At 41.6% G+C, this 14,854-nt stretch carries 10 protein-coding genes and 1 pseudogene; 8 read left to right on the top strand and 3 right to left on the bottom strand.

Annotation, left to right across the window (positions count from 1 at the left end; translation table 11 throughout):
- Position 1: 1 nt before the first annotated feature.
- Positions 2-670 (bottom strand): SAM-dependent methyltransferase, encoded by a 669-nt coding sequence (locus JI65_RS06470; protein WP_197971919.1) that lies wholly within the window; start codon positions 668-670, stop codon positions 2-4.
- Positions 671-951: 281 nt separating this feature from the next.
- On the opposite strand from JI65_RS06470, the gene JI65_RS06475 reads away from it, so the two are divergent.
- Together JI65_RS06475 and JI65_RS06480 are read left to right on the top strand one after the other, a co-directional pair.
- Entirely contained in the window at positions 952-1,980 is a 1,029-nt protein-coding gene (locus tag JI65_RS06475) for a hypothetical protein (protein WP_191014563.1), read from the top strand.
- A 1-nt stretch (position 1,981) separates the two neighbouring features.
- Positions 1,982-2,815 (top strand): sugar phosphate isomerase/epimerase family protein, encoded by an 834-nt coding sequence (locus tag JI65_RS06480; protein WP_191014564.1) that lies wholly within the window; start codon positions 1,982-1,984, stop codon positions 2,813-2,815.
- Positions 2,816-2,918: 103 nt separating this feature from the next.
- On the opposite strand, the gene JI65_RS06485 is transcribed toward JI65_RS06480, so the two are convergent.
- Both JI65_RS06485 and JI65_RS06490 read right to left on the bottom strand, forming a co-directional pair.
- Positions 2,919-3,233, bottom strand: a complete 315-nt coding sequence (locus JI65_RS06485; RefSeq protein WP_191014565.1) for a hypothetical protein — start codon at positions 3,231-3,233, stop codon at positions 2,919-2,921.
- 140 nt (positions 3,234-3,373) lie between these two features.
- Positions 3,374-4,714 carry a DUF763 domain-containing protein gene (locus JI65_RS06490; protein ID WP_191014566.1) on the bottom strand — a complete coding sequence of 447 codons (1,341 nt, stop codon included), beginning with the start codon at positions 4,712-4,714 and terminating at the stop codon, positions 3,374-3,376.
- A 103-nt stretch (positions 4,715-4,817) separates the two neighbouring features.
- Here JI65_RS06490 and JI65_RS06495 point away from each other — a divergent pair, with 103 nt between their 5' ends.
- The 6 genes and pseudogenes from JI65_RS06495 (at position 4,818) to JI65_RS06520 (ending at position 14,668) form a co-directional block, all read left to right on the top strand.
- Complete coding sequence (locus JI65_RS06495) at positions 4,818-5,681, top strand: PD-(D/E)XK nuclease family transposase (protein ID WP_191014567.1); 864 nt, start codon at positions 4,818-4,820, stop codon at positions 5,679-5,681.
- Positions 5,682-6,331: 650 nt separating this feature from the next.
- Positions 6,332-8,242, top strand: coding sequence for a hypothetical protein (locus tag JI65_RS06500; RefSeq protein WP_191014568.1), 1,911 nt, complete (start codon positions 6,332-6,334; stop codon positions 8,240-8,242).
- Positions 8,243-8,646: 404 nt separating this feature from the next.
- Positions 8,647-10,590, top strand: coding sequence for a glycoside hydrolase family 36 protein (locus JI65_RS06505; RefSeq protein WP_191014569.1), 1,944 nt, complete (start codon positions 8,647-8,649; stop codon positions 10,588-10,590).
- A 232-nt stretch (positions 10,591-10,822) separates the two neighbouring features.
- Positions 10,823-12,193, top strand: a pseudogene (locus tag JI65_RS06510) (DUF6938 domain-containing protein); the annotation flags it as partial.
- Positions 12,174-12,866 carry a TetR/AcrR family transcriptional regulator gene (locus tag JI65_RS06515; protein ID WP_191014570.1) on the top strand — a complete coding sequence of 231 codons (693 nt, stop codon included), beginning with the start codon at positions 12,174-12,176 and terminating at the stop codon, positions 12,864-12,866. The pseudogene JI65_RS06510 and the gene JI65_RS06515, both read left to right, overlap by 20 nt.
- A gap of 209 nt (positions 12,867-13,075) precedes the next feature.
- On the top strand, positions 13,076-14,668 hold the full coding sequence (locus tag JI65_RS06520; RefSeq protein ID WP_191014571.1) for a hypothetical protein: 1,593 nt from the start codon (positions 13,076-13,078) through the stop codon (positions 14,666-14,668).
- The last annotated feature ends 186 nt before the right edge of the window (positions 14,669-14,854 follow it).

A 14,854-nucleotide genomic window follows, 5' to 3' on the forward strand; every position in this document is an offset into this window, starting at 1 on the left:
TCTATTTATATAGAAGAAAAATAGTCGGAATTTTTTCGGACAGGAATTTTTCAAATTCTTTGTCCGAATCTTTTTTTTGCAAAAGTTTTTTCCATTCCTTTATCGACTTTGTAGAAATAAATTCCTTTTCCGTTGTGATTCCGCTGGCTATGCAAAGCAAAGTTTCGCCCTTGCACGCTTTTACGATAGATTCAACCATTTTTGCGTTTCGGTACGGAGTCTCAATAAAAAGCTGAGTCTGATTCTCTTTGTAAACTCTGTTTTCCAAAGTTTTTAATTTGCTTTCACGTTCGTTGTTTTTTACAGGAAGATAACCGTTGAATGCAAAATTCTGTCCGTTGAATCCGCTTGCCATAATCGACATTATCATTGAATTCGGGCCGACCAACGGAATTACCCGAAGATTTTTTTTGTGCGCCATTTCCACCGCACGGCTTCCAGGGTCTCCAACGGCAGGGCAGCCCGCATCGCTAATAACGCCCATCGGCTCGCCTTTTTCGAGCGGAATGAGCATTTTAGAAATATCAGTTTTTTCGTTGGTGTGTTCGCTAAGTTCTGTAAAAGTGCAGTCGTCAATCGGAAAAGATTTGTCTAGCGAAATCAAAAATCTTACGGCTGATTTTCGGCTTTCTACGATAAAATATCGGATTTTTTTTACGTATTTCGGCATTGCCCGCTGGAAGTGAATAAAAATCACTTTGCGAATCAAAATTTTCTGTGAGCGGGACCGGGATTAAATAAAGAGCATTTGTCATATTGGTATAATAGGCTCAATTCTGAATTTTGAAAATAGTCAGAATTCTTATTGTTCAAGTCTGAAAACTAAAAAGAAAACTGAATGATTTTTGTTATAATCCCGATAATTACAATGATTTTGTTCAATTCAAAAAGTCTTTAGGTTATCTCAAAATTGAGAGACCTTTGAAAATTTAATCTTAGGACAACCTTCGTATGAAATCTAAAAATGCACTGTTCATACTCTGCGTATCTTTGCTTTTTGTAATTGGAATTGTATTTTACGTTCTGCTGCTTTTTGTTCCTGACATTTATGATTCGTCGTCGTTTTTGTTAAAGCAAGAAAGTACTGCTCAAATGCTCGAAAATTTGTCGAAGCTCCCAAAAGTTGAAGAAGTTGTTTTGGTAAAAGACGATTCTCTTGTTCAAAGGGAATCTGGGTATTTGTGCAATTCCGCTGAAATTTATCTTAAGGACGGAAAGTTTATTTCCGTTTCTTCGATGGGGGAAAATCTCGGCGGAAAGAATTTTGGGGTCGATAAAATTGGCGATTGCGAAGTTAAGATTTTTTATTATAATCCGCAGAGAATTCCTGAAGACAGCAAGGCTGTCGCGGATTCGTTTTTTTTCAGCAACAATCCCGTCGGAAATGCGTCGATGATAAAATTCGACAACTTGAAAACTGTGATTGACGAGTATGATTTGATTCTTCTTGATATTCTTCGCCTTCCGAACGTGCCGGAAGATTTTTCGTTCCTAAAAAAAATCAACTTGAGTGACGAATCCTATTTTTTTATGAAACAACGTTCTGCTCCGCTGTATCTCAGACGTTCTGAACTTGAAGAAAACTTAAAAAATCAGCCTGGAGTCAAAACAGTGTCTTTTTCCGCTCTTCCGTACAGTTACGAAGAAAATTATACTTTTAACATTGAAATGGCTGACGGAAACAAGATTGAATTTGTGACGACTGCCGTAAAAAAAGACGATTTGGCTTGGAGTGAAGAAGAAAAATCGTTTGTTCACATAAAAGACACTTGCAAATTCCATATAAAAAAATTCAATGACAAAGAACTGAGAATCCACATGGCAGATTGGAGCAATCTTGAAATTAGCAAATATTTTTCTAATGAAGATGTTACGATTCTGACCGGAAAAATTTGTTTGTCGTATAGTGATTTTTTTGAAAACTGGGATTTGATGAAACTTGTGATGCGCGGAAGGCATCATATTCAGAATAGGAGTTGATATGAAAATTTTAATTCGCCCGCATGATATTGGAAAGGGAAGTGCCGACTGGCTTGGTTCGACAGCCCATGAATGGGGTTTTGACGGTGTTCAGCTTGCGATAGCGAAGGCCGTTGAGGGGCAGAACGGAAATCCTGGAACGCTCACGCCGGAAGTGGTTTCTGAAATCCGCGAGGGATTTAATTCGCACGGTGTTGAGATTCCTCTTTTGGGCGCATATTTTAATCCTGTTCACTCGAACAAAGACAAAGTGACTTTGGGAGCTGAAAAATATGCCGACCATCTTCGTCATGCGTCTGAGTTCGGGGCGAAATTCGTAGCTTCGGAGACTGGTTCTTATAATGATGACAAGTGGACTTACAATCCTAAAAACCAGACCGAAGAGGCTTTTGAGGAAGTAAAAAAGATTTTTGCCCCTATGCCGGCAATTGCAAAAGAGTCTGGAGTTTGCATGGCTCTTGAAGGTGCGTGGGGACATTGCATGTACAAGCCTGAAGTTCTCAAACGGCTTGCAGATGAAATTGATCCTGGTCAGGAGAATTTTCGTTTTATTGTTGACGTTTACAACTATCTTTATATCGGAAATTATGAAAAGCGCACCGAGATTTTTGAGACTTGCCTAAAATTGTTCAAAGGAAAAATCGCAGGTTTTCATCTTAAGGATTTTGTCGTAAATGGTGACGCGCTTGAATTCGCGCCGCTCGGACAAGGCATTATGGGATGGAAAGACTTTTTGCCGGTGATTATGAAAGAAGCACCTGACGCTTATCTTATTTTTGAAGGTGTAAAAGACGTTCCGTCTTCATTGAACTTTGTCCGCTCGATTGTCGGCTAGCATTACAGAACTGTTTATTGTAAAACTGTTTGCCACTGAAAGGATTATCGGGCCATACTTCGGTAAACTCTCTAACCGAGCCCGATAATTTGTGGTGAACGCTCTATTTGCAACGCAGGAATTTGTATTCAACTTGGTAAGCGTTCTGTGTGTTTTTATCTAGCACGCGGCAGGCTGGAATTGTGCCGTAGGTTTCTTTCATGTATTTGTTTAAATACACTGCGGTGCTATTTTGGGCTTTTTTGAATGAATCGTCGGCCGGGTCTATGGTTGATATTCTGACATAAATTATTTCAGCATCAAGTTCTTCAATATGAATTGTCGTTGAATCTGAGAATTTATAGTCTTTGCCCTTTTGTGCGAAAGCTGCAAGACTGCATAAAAAAAAGAATGCAATCAATACAAAAAGTTTTTTCATTCTTAGTACCTTCTTTTTTTAAAATGATAGAAGAAATAGTACTGTAAAATCCAAAAATTTGCCATTTTATGAAATAAAAATACTTCAGAATTTTTTGATTTTTCTTAAAGAGTAAATCAATAACTCCACTAACTCTAAAATTAAGAGAATCCAAGACAGGTGCGTCCGCCCCAATTGTGGCTATTTTGGCGTTCGTGGGCTAAAGTTGCGTCAAAATCGGCGAGAGGGTCACAGTTCTGCTCTATTTGGAGGGCTGTTTTGTTCAGTCGTTTTAGGCATTCGGATTTGTCGTTGTAACCGAGTTTTGATTTTTCAATTGATTCGCCAAGAATCCTTATGGATTCGTCGTAGATTTTGCATGGAACTGGAAACGGATGTCCGTCTTTTCCGCCGTGGGCAAAACTGAATCTTGCAGGGTCTGAAAAACGGCTCGGAGTTCCGTAAATTACTTCGCTTACGAGGGTAAGGCTCTGCAATGTTCTTGCTCCCAGGCCTGGAGTGAGCAGAAGGGATTCAAAATCCTTGGTGTCGTTTTCGTAGGCGGTGGCAAGAACCGCCCCAAGTCGCTTTAAGTCAACGTCCTCGGCTTGCACTTCATGGCGGGAAGGCATTACGAGGTTTCGGTCATTTTTGAGGAGAATTGATTTTTGGGATTCCGAAGAAAGCTCTGTCTGACTTCGCGTGAATTCTGAATGTTGGTGCGCAGGTTCCTTTTCGTGGCTCGTTAGTAAATTTTCATCATCAAAATTAAATTCCAGCTGCCTTGAAAAATCTTTCCCCGAAATTTTTGCGATTTCTTTTATCATTCTGTCAGGATTTTCGTGGCTCAGCGTGAGAATTGAACTTCTGGTTTGGCTTGCGCCGGAATCCGTGAGGTTCAGTATTCGGCCTTGGTTCTCTCCCGTTACGGCAGAGTGAGGTTCTTCCACGAAGGATTTTACGTTCTCAGAACTCCAGTGGTATCGGCGCGCGGTTTTTGTGAGCGGATTCATGCCTTGCTGGACTACTGCCCAGTCTCCTTCGTCGCTCAGAATAAAATTGTGCATGTAAAGCTGAAAACCGTCCTGAACGGCGGTGCTGTCAACTTTTGCGGAGAGACGGCTCGCTTTTACGAGTTCCGTTCCGTTGAGTCCTGTGGCATCGGCAAGATAAAGAAGTTCTTCGGGTGTTTTTCTGGAATACTTTCCGCGTCCGCCGCAAATGCAAAGCCCGAATTCGTGCGCGCGTTTGTTTATGCCGCGTTTTAGGGCGTACATTACGCTCGTGGTGATTCCGCTTGAGTGCCAGTCCATGCCGAGCACGGCGCCAAGTGACTGAAACCAGAGCGGATCAGAAAGCCTTGTGAGGACTTCTTTTTTTCCGTAGTTGATGAGAAGGGCTTCAATAATTTCTGTTCCCAAAATCATCATGCGGTCGGCAAGCCATTTTGGCACCGTTCCGTAGTGCAAGGGTAAATCTGCGTATCCAGAGCGTTTTATCATAATTGTAGTATAGCGAAGCTTCAGCTGTTTAGGAATTCGTAATGGGCACTTCGAAAAGCCTCTAATGTGTGCAAAACAAGATAAATCCTGTAGAATCTTTTTTATGAAAAATAGTTTTATTGAAAAAATTGACCCGAAGATGTTCGCTCGTATTCAGGCATTGCGGCTCATGGATGACGATTTTATGACCGTTGTGTTTGACGGCGACACGGAGCTAACGGAGTTTTTGCTTAAGATTTTGCTTGACCGCACGGATTTGCAGGTAAAAAGCGTTATGTCGCAGAAAGAAAAGCGTAATTTGTTCGGTCGTTCGGTCAGGCTTGATATTGTGGCAACTGATACTGGTGGCAGACTTTACAATATTGAAGTTCAGCGTGCGGATAAAGGCGCTTCTCCGAAACGGTGCAGGTATAATCTTGCAATGCTGGACAGTCATAGTCTAAAAAAGACTGATGATTTTGATGCTCTTCCAGAAACTTATATCATTTTTATAACAGAAAATGATTATTATGGTTATGGCGTGCCGTTTTATAAAATCAAGAAAACTGTTGCGCTTTGCAACGGTGTTTCTGCTGATTTGCCTTTCGAAGATGGCTGCAATATAATTTATGTGAATGGCACATATCGGGGCAACGATGCGATTGGGAAGCTTATGCATGATTTTTGTACACCTAACGCGGACGAAATGAATTATAGGGAACTTGCAGACAGAGTTCGTCATCACAAGCAGGAAGAAAAAGGAGTTGAAACTATGTGCAGGATTTTTGAAGAATACGGAAATGAGAGGGCTGAAGAAGGTCGAGCGAAGGGGCGAGCAGAAGGTAGAGCAGAAGGAAAAGTGCAGGGAAAACTTTCTGCTTATTTTGAACTCATAAAATCAGGCTTGCTTTCAATAAAAGATGCTGCGGTAAAACTTGGTATGAGCGAAGATGAGATTCGTAGGCAAATGCTGAGTTTTGAAGGGTGACTCGCCACTGTTTCAGGGAGGGAAAAGGTTTGTGACGGCTCGGTTCCGCACAATCTTTTCTCAAAATACTGCCAAAACATATTTCTTGTATTGTAAGCCAGCGCAATTTCGTTAACTTTGGGAAGGCTGCCTAAAAATTGCCGTTATGCCGAATTTATTTCGGCATCTGTACCATCTGTAGTGTAATACCCCCGAATCAAGTTTGGGGTGACACTGGAAAATTGAGTTTTATACGGCCTGAGAACGGGTGAGCGTGGCAAAAACGCTTGATTGCACATTTTTACAGGGGTATGACTGTTAACTAATGGCTTTGGTAAGTCATAACGAATTTATTTTTGCGGAAATGCGATGTTTTAAGTTCTGCTATTTTCAGGACTTAAAACTCGCAGGCATCTAAAAAATTTTAACTTTTTAGAGACGCCCTTATTTTTTACGCTTTCATTTTTTTGAATATATCCGCATCATCTTACGTGTTTCTGTTTTAAAAACTTATTTCCATGCTTTTTAAATTTTTTATTGACAGATTATCTTACTGATATTACTATGCTTATAGTGATAGTAATGCTATCATAAAGATATTGTTTGTCTCATTGAGAGGCTTGGGACGAACAGTATTTTAGGTCAAAAAGTAAACAAAAATGGAGGATACTATGAAAATTTCTAAAAAGAGATTGATGGCTGGTGCTGCTGCCATTGGTATGCTTTGCTCTTCGGCTTTTGCCGAAACAAATGAGACGTTAAAGGCTCACTCTCTCAAGACTGGTGTGGGAGATATTACATTTGGTGCATGGGGACGCTCAACTTTCAATATTGGACACCAGAGCACAAGCACAAAAATTACTGCGGATACGACTTCAACAGGAAATACTGCTGTAACAGCAGGAACTGCTGCAATGACTGCGTACGACGCTGGTGACGGCTCTGTTACGCTTGCTGCTGATGGAAGTAATGCTGGAGCTTATGCAACAGCTGTTGGTACTTATGCTGCAACTCAGTGGGCAACTGCGAATGCCGCAGATTTGACCGCTGCCGCTACTGCTGCTGGAGTTGATGCCACTACATATATTCAGGCTGCTGCTAATGAATATGGTACTAAGATTGGAAATGCTGTTGCAGGGACTATTCTCGTAAATACTCTGAAAGGTCTTCAAAAAGACACTTCTGACTCAAGCAACTATGCAGGATTGGACCCGGACTGGTCTTACGGCGCACGTGTTGGATTCTGGATTGTTGGACGTACTCCGGACGAGCACTTTGGATTTGACTTGAATCTTGATGCAGATGCAAGGGCTTTGTTCGTACACAAGTTGTGGGATTCTACAGAGTCAACTGCCGACACAAATTACAACGAAGACGGAAAATATGCCGTTGCTATCGGTGACCAGGCAAAAATCTGGGGATTGTTTGACAATCCTCTTTTCCAGACAAAAGTTGCATTTGGCCGTATGCGCGAAAATGAACTCCGCGGTTCAATCGGAGACTTCGGTCAGCGCGAATCTAGCGACGTAAAATCAGAAGATGATATTTTCCAGGAAATCTGGACTGCAACAGGTTTGTTTACTTCTGTAAAAGGTAATGAAGATTCAGTCCTCAAGGGATTCTATGCAAACGCTGCAATCGACCTTGCAGGAAACATCGGCCTTACGACAGACAGCAACAGCAATACTGTTTCAACAAATGCCAGTGCCGCTGATACGGACAGCGACAAGGCTATCGGCTTGTATGACGCATTCCGCACGGCACAGGCTGGTATCGGTTACACCCTTCCAGGACTCTTCCAAGTTAAGGCTCAGTATTGGGGCGACTCAATTGCAGCTTCAAACTACCGCTACGAAGCAAGCAAATATCAGACTGCACGTGCTGCCGGCTATGGCATGAACGATTACTACGGACGTGTAGAAATCGGTTTTGACTGGCTCGGATTCATGGGGGGCGCTTCTGGTCTCGGTGACGTTGACCTTGAAAAAACTCCAAACGCAAATCTTATCGAAGCCGGCTTAAAACTCCCTATCGTAACTCGTGACGGTCTTCGCGACTACGACCCGGAGAAATTCTACAACTGGTATGCTTGTGTTGGAACAATGGGCGTAATCCAGAAGGGATTCATCTTGTACAAAGGCCACATCTGGGGCGGACAGGGAACTTCTAACCTCGCACAGTACTCTTATGACCTTGTAACAATGGAAAAAGGTTACGGTGCAGACATTCTTATGGCAGGTGCTGACTTCCTTACAGAAGTTTGTGTAAACCCATTCGGCAAACAGGATTTGTTCGTAGGTCTTTCTGGAAACTACAACATCACATCTGCAAATGCGGACGGTAAATTCACTTACTCTGGAAACAGCCTTAACATTGCTGATTTGAACCTTATGCAGCACAAGTTTGCGGCAGAAGTTTACGTAAAGAAGACTTTTGCTGCAAACAACTACATGTTCGCAGGTCTCTGCGGAAACTTCACTTTCCAGTCAATGGAAGGAACTGTAGAGAACGTTGTTGACCTTTCTTACAAAGCGAACACAAAGAAATTCTACATGCCAATCGGTATTGAGATGTTCTTCTAAGATATAAAAGGAAACGCCACGAGTGGACTCCTAAACTAAAAGTTCACTAGTGCGTTTCCCGCTAGTTTTTCTGGCGAAAAACTAGCGCTTCATTGGGCACTTTTAGTTGCTTCCAAGTCGCGGCGCAAAGGAATACAGTGACTTTAAAAATGCAGTTTTATTGCTCGCGCGGTGCGAACAATCTTAAAAAAAGTGTTTCGGAGAGAAAAATATAAATCTCGAAAAAGGTTTTCGGGCGAGAGAGTTAGTTTTTTACATCAAAAAATAGGCATTGGAGAGTGCTTATCTTTTTTCTGCGTTGGAGAAGTTACGTGAACCAGCGCAGAAAATTATTTTTTTATCTGTTATTGATAGTAATACTATCAGTATGATAATATATATAATCAAAATCAGGAGAAGTCATTATGGAGAGTACGGCTTTAGGAAATGAATATTTTTATGAGGGGACTGGCGAAACAGACTCTTGTAACCGCGAAGTAACGGTATTCTCGATTGACGAGTTAGTTGACTCATGTGTTCCGGAAGACAAAAAATCCCTTTGCCGCCAAAATGACTTTTTCTTCTATGGTTCGGGCTGGCAGAGCTGGGGCTTTGGCGGCGAAATTGAACCGAACAAAAATCAGGACAGATACTTTCCGATTGTTCCGCAGTGGAAGCGATATTTTTCTTTCCCTGGAAAGTTGCCTAAAAAAATCTTCAAAAACAAAAATCCAAAAGACAAAAAACTTCTTGCAGGTTGTTTTATAATTTATTTGCGCTGGACTTTTGAATCAAAAAATGTTTATTTGGCACTTTGCTCAACTGGAAACATAAAAAATGATGAATCTAGCAAAGACTTACCGCCAGTAAAATTCTACGTTGACAGGGCGACTCGGCAGATTTCTGTTACGGTTTACGCGGACGGAAAAACTTGGAAAAAAGGCGACAAAATCGCGAGAATCAAAATCTTTTCTGCGAATGATTTTTTTGAACTTCGCGAATCGATTCAAAAAATGTACGCGCCGAACAAAAAAAATCGTTTTGGCTCGTTGCAATTTCTCAATTCAAACAAAAACGAAGACAAAATCGTGGTCGGCGGCTGGGAAAGCTGGTACAACCACTATGCAGACATAAATCAGACTCTTATAAGCGAGGACTTAAAAGGACTCGGAACGACTGAGAATCTTATAAAAACATATTTTATTGACAACAAAAAGCCTTGCGTTTTTCAGGTTGATGACGGCTGGGAGCAAGGGTTAGGGCAGTGGGATTCTTTGGAAAACAGATTTCCGTGGGGCATGGCGGAGCTTGCTTCTACAATTTCCAGAAAAGGCTATGTTCCGGGGCTTTGGGTGGCTCCGTTCATAATCGACTGGCGCACGGAATTTGCAAAAGCTCACCGCGAGTGGATTTTGCGCGACGGAAAAAACAAGCCCGTTCAGGCAGGTCTTAATCTCTTGTGGGGCGCGGCGTTCGGAAAAGAGCAGCCTGGTCTTCCTTATTCATATTACTGCCTTGATTTGAGCCGTGACGATGTTCTTGAGTATCTTGATAGGCTGCTCGAAAAAGTCGTTAACGATTGGGGCTTCCGTTATATCAAGCTGGACTTTTTGTTCGCCGGAATGCTCCGTGGAAAATTCAAGAATGGCGGAAGTGCCTACGAATGGTATGAACGGGCGGTAAAAGTGCTTACCAAACGAAAAGTGAACAAAAAGGGCGAGAACGTTGCTTACCTCGGCTGCGGAATGCCTTTTGAATCTTCGTTCAACTCGTTCCCGCTTTCAAGAATCGGGCCGGACACAAAAGAGGACTGGGACGTTGATTATCTTAAAAAGTGCCGCTTTCCGGCGCGCACGAGCGCATTTGCGAACATGCAGAGCACGCTCGGTCATTCTTTCTGGGATCAGGGCGTTTTTATAAATGACCCGGACGTTGTTTTTTTGCGTTACACGAATATTTCGCTCGACGACAAAGAAAAAATGCTCATCGCTCTCGTTAATTATCTTTTTGCGAGCCAGATTATGCACTCGGACGACCCGGTTAATTTTAACACGCAGAATGAGGGCTATTTTACGAGCATGGTCGAAACGCTTTACGAAAAATTCGAGGGCGAGGAATTTGGTCACGTGAACAAAACTTCAACGGAGTATTTTATCTTTAATAAAAAAGGAACCTTCACGGGATTTATAAATCTTGGCGACGAAAAAGTGCGCGTAAAAAAATCCGATTTGCGACTTGCAAACGGCACTGTTCCGCCGGAAGCAAATCTTAGCCGTGTGGTTGAGTTTGGCTCTCGCGAGATTGAGGGAGAAATCGAATCCTTTGTTTTTGAGCCTCATTCAATTTCGATTTACGAGATTTGCAATTAAAAGTCACGCTGAATCGACTTCGGAATGACACTTTTGAGCGGACTACAGAGTACCTGTAAGTTGATAAAAAACTCGGCATTCGACCTAGAAAAAATAAAAAGGAGAAGCATAATGAATATTACAGACAGATCATCGGTTATTTTTGGAAACAAAATCGACAGAAAAACTTTAAAAAAAGACTTGCGCTCAGCAAAAGAAATTCCTTAAAAAATTCGGTGATGACAGAAACACACAGTATCATCTTGTTGCTGTTGATAACGATGTGCTTACTCCTGCTTTTGGAGCAAAAGTTTTAAAACTCTCAAAAGAGCCTTTGGGCGAACTTCCAAGAAAGCCTATTATCGTCGGAAATATCCGAATGGGCTTTGGTCATTACAGAATCTCAATGGCGATGGCAAGTGCGGCTCATGCGTTGGGATACACGCCGCTCTGGCTGGATTTAAATTCTTTCCCGGAAACGACTTGCACCAAAATAATCGGCTATCAGAATAACTTGTATTCAATGGCTTCAAGACTTTCTCAAAAATCAAAACTCTTCAATAAGCTTGTTTGGGACCCGCTCAACACCGAAGGATTCAAAAAACTCACTTACAATGCGGTTGACCAAAAAACTGCCGAACTTATGGCTCCAGTTTTGAACGACCTTCCAAAAGACATTCCGTACATTGCGACCCACGTTTGGCCAAGCCAGGCCGCTATTCATGCGGGACTTACCCATGTTGTGAACGCGATTCCGGACAACTGGGCAATGGCTCTGCATCTTTCGGAGGGAGCGCTCCACCTTGTTCAGACGCCTTCTTCGTATTTGTGCTACAGGAGCCTAAAAGGTTTTGCAGGCGAAAAAGTCTTAAATCCTATGGGAAAGGACGACATTGTTTACGCAGGGCACTATATTGACGACGAGCTTGTAAAAAATCTTGAAATGGATACTCGAAAGCGACTTGCCCGCATTTCAGAAAAAAAGCCTCTTCGCTTTCTTTTGACGATTGGCGGAGCCGGGGCGCAGGGCGACTATTTTGCGGGACTCATAAAAACTTTGATTCCGTACATAAAAGAACACAAAGCAATTCTCTTCCTTAATATTGGCGATTATGAGAACGTTTGGAATATGTTCAAACAAAAAATCCCGGAAGTCGAGTCGCTCTCAGAGACTCATTTTAACGACTGGGCGTTCACAAAATCCTTTGCTGAAAAAGCACTGAACGACGACTCGATTTCTGGAATCCACGTTTTTTGCCACAAAGACATTTTTGCCGCTGTTTACGCAACGAATCTTCTTATGCGAAGTGCGGACGTTCTTATGACAAAGCCTAGCGAACTTGCGTTCTATCCGCTTCCAAAACTCATGATTCAGCACGTTGGTGGCCATGAATGTTGGGGAGCGATTCGCGCGTCTGAAATTGGCGACGGCACGCCTGAGTGTCAGTCACTTGAATACGCGCAGTTTATGATTCGGCAGTTCATTGATTCACCGGACATTCTTGAAACGATGAATAAAGCTGTTCTTGCCAATAAAAAGGCAGGAATTTATAATGGGGCATACCATGCCGTAGAATTAGCTGACGGAAAAAAGGAGAGCCTGTATGCCTATGCTGGCCGCTGAAAAACGAAAGGTTGAGATGGAAAATCTCAAAAATGAACGACGAAGACATATCATTGAATGTTCCTTTGGGCTTTTCGCAGAAAAAGGAATTGAAAACATTTCGATGAACGAAATTGCCTCGCAGGCAGAAATTGGCGTAGCCTCGCTTTACAGATATTTTCAGACAAAAGAAGATTTGGCGATTGAGGTTGCGGTTTACGCATGGAAGCTTGAGTCCCAAATATTCGAAAATGAATTTTCTTCGAATGATTTTGGACTGCTCAGCGGTTTTGAGCAACTCCGAAATCTTCTTGAAGTCTTTCAGTCTGCAGTTGTGAGCCAAAGGTCATTCTTTAGATTCGTTTATTATTTTGATTCTTTTATCACAAAAGCCGGAATCAGCCCGGAAAAACTAAAACCCTACGAAGATACGGTCAATTCCACAAACATGCTCGTAATCAACGCGTTTCAAAAAGGTAAATCCGACGGCTCAATCCGCTTTAGCGATTCAAACAACTTTGTGATTTCAGAATCAACCGACATAGAAATGTGCTTTACGATTATGCACTCGATTTTTTGCGTAGCGCAAAAACTTGCTATTTCTGGAGAAATATTGAATCTTGACCGTGCGGTAGATGGCAGAAGACAAATTGAAATCCTAATAAACGTGCTTCTCCACGCTATTCGCGCCTAATAATTTCCTTTTTATCGTTCTCTATTTTTAATAAAAAGCGCATTATGAGTGGCGGACTAAAAAATTGTCGGAACGATTTTACGGTGGTGCAGACAATTTTTTAGTCCGCAAGTTTTTTAATGCGTTTTTCTGCTTATGATGACATTTCTATTTGTTTTATGCTAAAGTGTTAAAATATTCTTTTATTTTTTTCTAAAGAGGAAGATTTTATGAAAAAATTAGTTTCAACACTTACTGCAGTGCTTTCAGCTGCGGTTTTGTTTGTTTCATGCGGAAAGCAGCAGACACCTGACGAGCAATTTAAATCAGCAATTCGCAACAGAATTATGGGCACAACTGAAAAACTCGTTGGCGGCGTATCTGATTCTTGTAGCGGAGTTGATTTTTCAAATTTTGGCTCAAATGGAAAAGTTAAACTTTCCCTCGATGAAGGAACAGCTGCTTTGATTCAAGGGCTTATTGCAACACAGTTGCCAAATATTGATGTAAGCTGGTTCAAATCTATAAATTTGGACGTAAACGCAATTCTTAATGACGGAAAACTTAAAGAGTCCTTGGGCTTTGGCTTGAACGACACAAACATTGTCACTTTTGATTTGCTCTTTGAACTTGAAAATGGAAATTTTTACTTCCGTGTTCCTGAACTCCTAAAAAATTATTTTAAAGTTAACGGTTCTACTTTGGGTATGCAGGATGCAATGAAAATTTATCTTGCAGAAATTCAGTTGTTCAAATCTGCTCCATCAAAAAAAGTCTTTACAGGATTTGTTGATGAAGTTTTGACAGCAGTTCTTGCCGGTGTAAACGGTGTTGAGCGCACAGAAGAAACTTTAACTGCCGGTCTTGATGTTGATGAGTCAAAAAAAGTTTCTGCAAATTACAACGCTCTTCTTTTCAAACTTACACCTGAGTATGCAACAGCTACAGCAGAAAACGTTAAAAAGGCTGTTTCAGAAAGCAAAAATCTCCGCACGCTCCTCGACTGGATTATTCCTGTTGTAAACGACTTGCAGATTGCAGGCAATTTGAATGCTGATGAGGTTACAAACAAATTTGCTGAAGCGTTGGCAGAAGTTTTTGCATCTACTGCTGAATTGGAAGATGTTTCTGTTATCGTTTATGCTGATTCTAAATCTAACATGCAGGGCTACAAAGTTGCTCAGGCTGAAGGAAGCGCTTTTGAGTCAATTTTCACTCAGAAAGGAAACGACTTTGGCTTTGAGATGAAAGCTACTGAGCCTGAATCAGAAGTCTTTGCAGTTAACGGTTTTGGCTCACTTTCTGGCGGAAAAATGACAGGAGACTTTAAAGTTTCTGCTTACAAAGAAAACGTATTCCTTTTCTCTACAGACAAACTTGACGTTGAAGGCTTAAAGTCTTTCAAAGGAAATGGGGCAATCACATTACGCCTTGCAGACAACTATCAGAGAATGATGAAAGAAACTCTCCAGTACAGCGTTGGTGAAAGCGCAGTTGCACTTGCAAAGAATCTCGCTCTCACGCTCAAAATGGAAGAGAAAAGTGCAAAAAAAGGTTCATTTGAACTCATTCTTGGTGACGGAGAAAAGGCTTCTTACGTAACATTAAAGTGTGATTCTGAATACAAAAAAAGCAACAAAATTGAACTGCCAGCTGAGTCAGTTGATGTTGAGACAATCGGCGACGAAGAGACTATGAACCTTATTGGCTCAATCAAAACGGACGAAATTGTTGAGAACCTCAAAAAGGCAAACGTTCCAGAAGAATACACACAGATTGTTTCTATGTATGACGGACAGACAATCCTCTCATTGATTCACTAATTTTTATTGTTAGGACTTCCATTATATAGAATAATTGTCATTCCCGTGCTTGTCACGGGAATCTCGCATTATTGGTAAGTTGACAAAAAAATTGTCGGAACGAGAGCAAAAAAACGGCTTTTGTGAACGTTTGCAAGGTGAGCCGCTTTGCGGCGTCAATAATTTTCCTTGCGCCTTGCACCGCGT

Source organism: Treponema zioleckii (assembly GCF_014737315.1).
Taxonomy (GTDB): domain Bacteria; phylum Spirochaetota; class Spirochaetia; order Treponematales; family Treponemataceae; genus Treponema_D; species Treponema_D zioleckii.

Coding starts and splice junctions, on each gene's coding strand:
- JI65_RS06470 (WP_197971919.1), bottom strand. CDS start 670: ATGCCGAAATACGTAAAAAAAATCCGATATTTTATCGTAGAAAGCCGA.
- JI65_RS06475 (WP_191014563.1), top strand. CDS start 952: ATGAAATCTAAAAATGCACTGTTCATACTCTGCGTATCTTTGCTTTTT.
- JI65_RS06480 (WP_191014564.1), top strand. CDS start 1,982: ATGAAAATTTTAATTCGCCCGCATGATATTGGAAAGGGAAGTGCCGAC.
- JI65_RS06485 (WP_191014565.1), bottom strand. CDS start 3,233: ATGAAAAAACTTTTTGTATTGATTGCATTCTTTTTTTTATGCAGTCTT.
- JI65_RS06490 (WP_191014566.1), bottom strand. CDS start 4,714: ATGATAAAACGCTCTGGATACGCAGATTTACCCTTGCACTACGGAACG.
- JI65_RS06495 (WP_191014567.1), top strand. CDS start 4,818: ATGAAAAATAGTTTTATTGAAAAAATTGACCCGAAGATGTTCGCTCGT.
- JI65_RS06500 (WP_191014568.1), top strand. CDS start 6,332: ATGAAAATTTCTAAAAAGAGATTGATGGCTGGTGCTGCTGCCATTGGT.
- JI65_RS06505 (WP_191014569.1), top strand. CDS start 8,647: ATGGAGAGTACGGCTTTAGGAAATGAATATTTTTATGAGGGGACTGGC.
- JI65_RS06515 (WP_191014570.1), top strand. CDS start 12,174: ATGCCTATGCTGGCCGCTGAAAAACGAAAGGTTGAGATGGAAAATCTC.
- JI65_RS06520 (WP_191014571.1), top strand. CDS start 13,076: ATGAAAAAATTAGTTTCAACACTTACTGCAGTGCTTTCAGCTGCGGTT.